This window comes from Alloalcanivorax balearicus MACL04 (genome assembly GCF_025532145.1).
GTDB lineage: Bacteria > Pseudomonadota > Gammaproteobacteria > Pseudomonadales > Alcanivoracaceae > Alloalcanivorax > Alloalcanivorax balearicus.
In genome coordinates this window covers 1-5,329 of sequence record NZ_ARXS01000054.1, presented here as the reverse complement: position 1 = coordinate 5,329, position 5,329 = coordinate 1, and the positions used below count along the sequence as shown (strand labels likewise).

Annotated in this window: 4 protein-coding genes and 4 tRNA genes; all 8 read right to left on the bottom strand. The window is 59.1% G+C overall.

What is annotated here, in order from left to right; translation table 11 throughout:
• Positions 1-179: 179 nt before the first annotated feature.
• A tRNA-Thr gene (locus MA04_RS21560) sits at positions 180-255 on the bottom strand.
• Between the two features lie 50 nt (positions 256-305).
• Positions 306-379: transfer RNA gene (locus MA04_RS21555), tRNA-Gly, on the bottom strand.
• 207 nt (positions 380-586) lie between these two features.
• Positions 587-670 (bottom strand) — tRNA-Tyr (locus MA04_RS21550).
• A gap of 86 nt (positions 671-756) precedes the next feature.
• A tRNA-Thr gene (locus tag MA04_RS21545) sits at positions 757-832 on the bottom strand.
• A gap of 101 nt (positions 833-933) precedes the next feature.
• Complete coding sequence (locus tag MA04_RS21540; RefSeq protein ID WP_262462811.1) at positions 934-1,620, bottom strand: SPOR domain-containing protein; 687 nt, start codon at positions 1,618-1,620, stop codon at positions 934-936.
• Positions 1,621-1,636: 16 nt separating this feature from the next.
• A complete protein-coding gene (locus MA04_RS21535; protein WP_014996127.1) occupies positions 1,637-2,371 on the bottom strand; it encodes a type III pantothenate kinase in 735 nt (244 codons plus the stop codon).
• Positions 2,368-3,336, bottom strand: coding sequence for a bifunctional biotin--[acetyl-CoA-carboxylase] ligase/biotin operon repressor BirA (gene birA / locus MA04_RS21530; protein WP_262462810.1), 969 nt, complete (start codon positions 3,334-3,336; stop codon positions 2,368-2,370). Before birA ends, MA04_RS21535 begins: the two co-directional genes overlap by 4 nt.
• A 6-nt stretch (positions 3,337-3,342) precedes the next feature.
• On the bottom strand, positions 3,343-5,031 hold the full coding sequence (locus MA04_RS21525) for an AMP-binding protein (RefSeq protein ID WP_163125828.1): 1,689 nt from the start codon (positions 5,029-5,031) through the stop codon (positions 3,343-3,345).
• Between the last annotated feature and the right edge of the window lie 298 nt (positions 5,032-5,329).

The window sequence follows — 5,329 nt, the reverse complement described above, 5'->3', positions numbered from 1 at the left end:
TTTATTACGTTCAAACTTTTCCTTTGCCACGACTCTCTACCTCTCAACTTGGCTGTGCATTTCCGTCTGAACGGCGCCTCTGCCCAGATAAAACCCTGTCGGACCGCACCTTCCGCGGACCATCTTGGCACCACCAAGACACATAAAGCCGGACCCAGGTGGTACCCGGGCCCGGATTCTGGAGCTCATGACCGGATTTGAACCGGTGACCTCACCCTTACCAAGGGTGTGCTCTACCTACTGAGCTACATGAGCGTAACCTTTATTTCGCAGACCTCTTTCTTGGCCTGCGAATTTCCGCAGCCTGGAGCGGGCAGCGGGAATCGAACCCGCATCATCAGCTTGGAAGGCTGAGGTTCTACCACTGAACTATGCCCGCAAACCTTCTGTCTGCCCGCCAGCTTGCTGGCGAAATATCTGGTGGAGGGGGGAGGATTACTCCGCCCTTCGGGCCAGCATTATATGCTGTTCAGTCCGTGAAACGGACATGTCGAACCTCTTATCGGTCCGAACCCTCCCCCGGCCAAACGCCGAAGGAACCTTCATGAGCCATCAAGCCTTTCCGTGCCTGATCACTCTCAATATCTGGTGGAGGGGGGAGGATTCGAACCTCCGAAGCTTTCGCGTCAGATTTACAGTCTGATCCCTTTGGCCACTCGGGAACCCCTCCAGAAAAGGGCCTACATTCTCTTTACGGCTCAGCCCCTTGTCAACATGTTTTCAGGGGCTTTCAAGCTCCTGGCGCGGCAGAAAAGGTGGAGCTGGCGAGAGGAGTCGAACCCCCGACCGGCTGATTACAAATCAGCTGCTCTACCAACTGAGCTACGCCAGCATGAAGCGAGCTTTGCTTCAAAGGCTGCGCATTCTATAGAAACCCCAAGGGGTCTGCAATCGCTTCTCGCCACCCCGGGCAAGAACATCATGACCTGACAGTCACCCTTTCCACTGAGCATTCCCCGGACACTGACTCTTGCTACGGCCCGCCTGCGGGTTTCCGACCAGGAAATCGGCCAGAACGGCTCCACCGTCTTCCGCCGGGGGCAGATAAATCCAATACTCGGTCACCTCCCGAGCGGTCTCACGAACAAAGACAGGATACCCGGCATTACGCATTTTTGTGCGCAACCCTTCCGCGGATTCCACACTGGAGAAGTACCCCAGGGAAATGGCGTTGGCATAATCGCCCTCCTTGACGATAAAGCTGTCCACTCCCAGAGCCTGCAACTCGTTGAGTGCCTCAAGCGCACGCTGGCGAGATTCAAAAGGAGGAAGGTAGACCCAATTCAGACGATCCTTCTCCACCCGAACCGGCTCGATCCGCCCCGCCAGACCAGCCGCCCTCAGTTGTATTCTCGCCCGGCGAGCCTCGTCGCTGTCTGACCAGGGGCCGACAACGGTACAGGAAGCGGTCTGAGAAGAGGGAGGCGTCGCCAAGGCGGCCCTATCGGGTTGAGGCTGCTCACTGAGCAGCGCCAAAGAAGACGCGGAGCCAGCTGCCGGCATCCTTGCGGCGGACTGCGAACTCGAAGCCAGGGGAGCTCTTTCCAATCGATCGACAGTCAGATGCCAGCCCAGATAAACCAGGTTGGCCACCAACAGCGTATAAAATACCCAGCGCACAGCGCGCCCCCCCAGATTATTTTTGTCGAGCAGCCACCCGTTCCAGTCCGTCCAACACCAGATCCGGCTGCAGGTCGAAATCGAATGGGAAGGAGGCGCTCAGTTCCCGGGCATCCCCGCCCGTTACCAGTACCGGGCAAGTATCGGAAAGCCGTTCACGCAGTTCAACCACTACATCCGTGACAAAGGCCACAGACATGCGCAACAGACCGTTATGAACACATTCGCCAGTGGACTGCCCCAACCCCAGTCCGGCCTGACCCGGGCCGACATGCACATCAGCGGTATCGCGCAATAAGGCGGTACGGAGCATGCCCAGCCCCGGCACGATGTAGCCGCCGAGAAACACGCCATCCTCATCCACTGCGTCGATAGTCAGAGCGCTGCCGCAATCCACGACGATACCGGCCCCGTGGCGCCGATGGCATTCGATCAAGGCAACCCAGCGGTCCACCCCCAGGCGCCGGGCCTCGGGATAGCAGTTGTGGACACCAAAATCGTCCCGAACGGAATAATAGAATTCCGCCGCCAGCCCGGTGGCCTCCCTGATCAACACACCAATCCTGGCATCCGCTTCCGCCCCCGCCACCGAGGCGACCCAGACGGAGTCAAAGGGCTGATGCGAAGCGAGAGGGTCACGCAGAGCCGCCTCCCAATCCCGCCGATGGGTTCCACCGCCCTGCTCGATATCATCGCCACGGCGGCGGCGCCATTTCAGGGCAGTATTCCCCACATCGATAAACAACTTCATTGCAATCTCAAACTGACTTCGCCGCCATGCAAATAGTGGCGCTTACCCTCGATCTCCACGCACAGAGCCCCATCTTCGGCGACCCCCCGCGCGATCCCCGTCTGCGACTTGCCGGCGGTGATCACAGTCACCGCCTTGTCCCGCACCAGATCCAGTTCCTGATAAGCTGGCACGAAAGCCGCAAACCCTCGGGCAACAAAGGTGTCCAGCATATTCAGCAGCGCACCGGACAGTGACTCGGCCAATTCAGTACGGGACATGCTCAGGTCACCATACTGCACCAGGCTGGTCCAGGGCTGGTCAATGCTGTCGGCCTGCGCATCCAGCATGGCCACATTGATACCCACACCGACCACGACCTGAACCTGCGTTTCTATTTCACCGGCCAGCTCGATCAACACTCCACCCAGCTTACGCCCCTCTACCAACAGATCATTGGGCCACTTCAGACCCAATGGCAGTCCCGGACAGGCTTGCTCCAGGACCTGGCTGACCACCACCCCCGCAGCCAGGCTGAGTCCGCCCAGGGAAGCAAAACCACCCGGCAGCCGGTACAAAACGGAAAGGTAGATGTTGGCGGCGAAAGGTGACCGCCACTGGCGTCCGCGCCGGCCGCGGCCGGCACTTTGAAATTCGGTGATGACCACCAGAGGGCCTTCCCGTCCTTCGGCAGCCAAGGCCAGGGCGTCAGCGTTGGTGGATCCGGTCACCGGACTGAAAATCAGCTCGGCCCGGCCGGCCAGCCCCTCGCTCAGTCGGCTCTCATCCAACAAATCCAGGGGCCGGGCCAGCCGATAACCCTTGCCACGAACCGACTCCACGTCCAGGCCCAGCTCCGCCAGGCGTTGTATCCGTTTCCAGATGGCGGCCCGGGAAATGCCAAGCACCTCGCCGAGATCCGCCCCGGAATGGAAACGCCCGTCGGCCAGAGCCTGAACGAGGGGCAGATCCGTACTGTATTCCATCTACAATCAATGCTCCCAGACCACACCACGGGAAGCCGCCCATTCCGGCAAGTCCGCCGCGTAGTGTTTTTCGATTTCATTGCGCTTGAGCTTCAGCGTGGGGGTCACCAGACCATTCTCCACGCCCCAGGGCTCCTTGCACACTACCAAGGAGGCAAGCCGCTCGTGGGGGTCGAGCTGATTGTTCACCCTGGTCAGCAGTTCATTCAGCTGCTGGGTAAAATGCTCTTTCTCAGCGCCTTTGCTCAACTTGCCCTGTTCTTCCGGTGTCAGATTCAACAGAGCGATGGGCTGCGACATATTCGCCCCGATCACGCACACCAACTCGACGCCGGGCTGGCTGGCCAAGCGGTTTTCGATCGGCGCCGGCGCCACGTACTTCCCTTTCTCGGTTTTAAAGATCTCCTTGATCCGCCCGGTAATCCGCAACCGGCCGCCTTCATCGATCTCACCCACGTCACCGGTTTTCAGCCAACCGTCCTCGGACAATACCTCAGCGGTCAAATCCGGCTGCTTGTAATAGCCGCTCATATTGCCGACGCTGCGCACCAGCACCTCGCCACCTTCACCGATGCGGCATTCTACCCCATCATTAGGGGTGCCGACCCATCCAATCTGCTGATCACCCTGCACCGTGGTATGCGACCACCCGAAGTTCTCGGTCATTCCGTAAACTTCCAGAATCTCCAGGCCCAGAGTGTTGAACCAGGAAATGATCTCGGTGGACAACGGCGCCGCGCCAGACAGCGCCACCCGGCACTCGTCCAGCCCCATGGCTCCCAGCACCTTTTTCTTGATCACCTTGTTCAGCAGCGGAATTTTCAGCAGGGTATTGAGCTTCTTAGGCGGCACCGCCTCCGATGCTTTCTGATAGAACTTGGACCAGATACGCGGCACCGCGAAGAAAAGCGTCGGCTTGGCGCGCTTGATGTCTTCACCAAAGGTATCCAGGGACTCGGCGAAGTAGACGGTGTTTCCGACGTACAGCAGAGCGGTTTCCACCGCCGCCCGTTCCGCCACATGAGACAGCGGCAGATAGGAGATCATCCGGTCGGAAGGCTCCAGGTTATAAACCCGGATCACTTTATCGCCAACGGCGGAGAGACTGCGGTATTGGTGCATCACACCCTTCGGGGTTCCCGTGGTCCCCGAGGTATAAATGATTGTGGCGAGGTCATCCGGGCCCGGTTGCGCCACCTCGGCCAGCGGCTCATTCTGAGCCACGATATCAGTCCATACCGGGCAGGACTGAAGCACATCTTCCGGCGCCAGGGAAAAAGCGACCTGCTGAATCCCTTCCGGCACACCGTCCTTCATAATGTCCCAGTCGTCCAGCTTGCCGACGAACAACAGCCGGGATCCGCTATGCTCGAGAATCTGTCTTACCGAGTCCGCCACCAGGGTTGGATACAGGGGCACACTGACCGCGCCGGCAATCCAGATCGCCAGGTCAGCCAGAATCCATTCGGCGCAATTCTTGGAAACCAGGGCCACCCGATCTCCAGATTGGACCCCCTGGGCCCGCAGATAGGACGCCATGCGGTGGGCCTCATCGGAGACCTCTTTCCAGGTGTATCGGCGTACCCGATCCCCCCCCAGAGGTTGCACCATGGCCACATCGCCGGGCTGTTGCTGATAACGGTCTTGAAGCGCCTGAATCGGTGTTTTCATGGTTACGTTATTCTGATTCGTCATTGTATTCACCTGTTTCCCAAACCAAGAAGAAAGGCCGTCAAATGCCGCTCCGCCTCGGGAACACGAAGCCGGCGGAAGAGCGCGTACCACAGAACCCAGACTGGCCGCGAGTGGTCATGGCCCCGCTGGAACTGTGTACGATTATTGAGCATAGAGATACAACAGGCGGGGATAAAGAGGTTTGACGGCAAAAAGAGGACGCTCGTGCAAAGTACGCCATGATCGGGCATTTGGGGCCATGTTTCGGGAGGGGCGAGGAAGAGCAGACACAGCAAAACGCCCTGCCAGTATACTGACA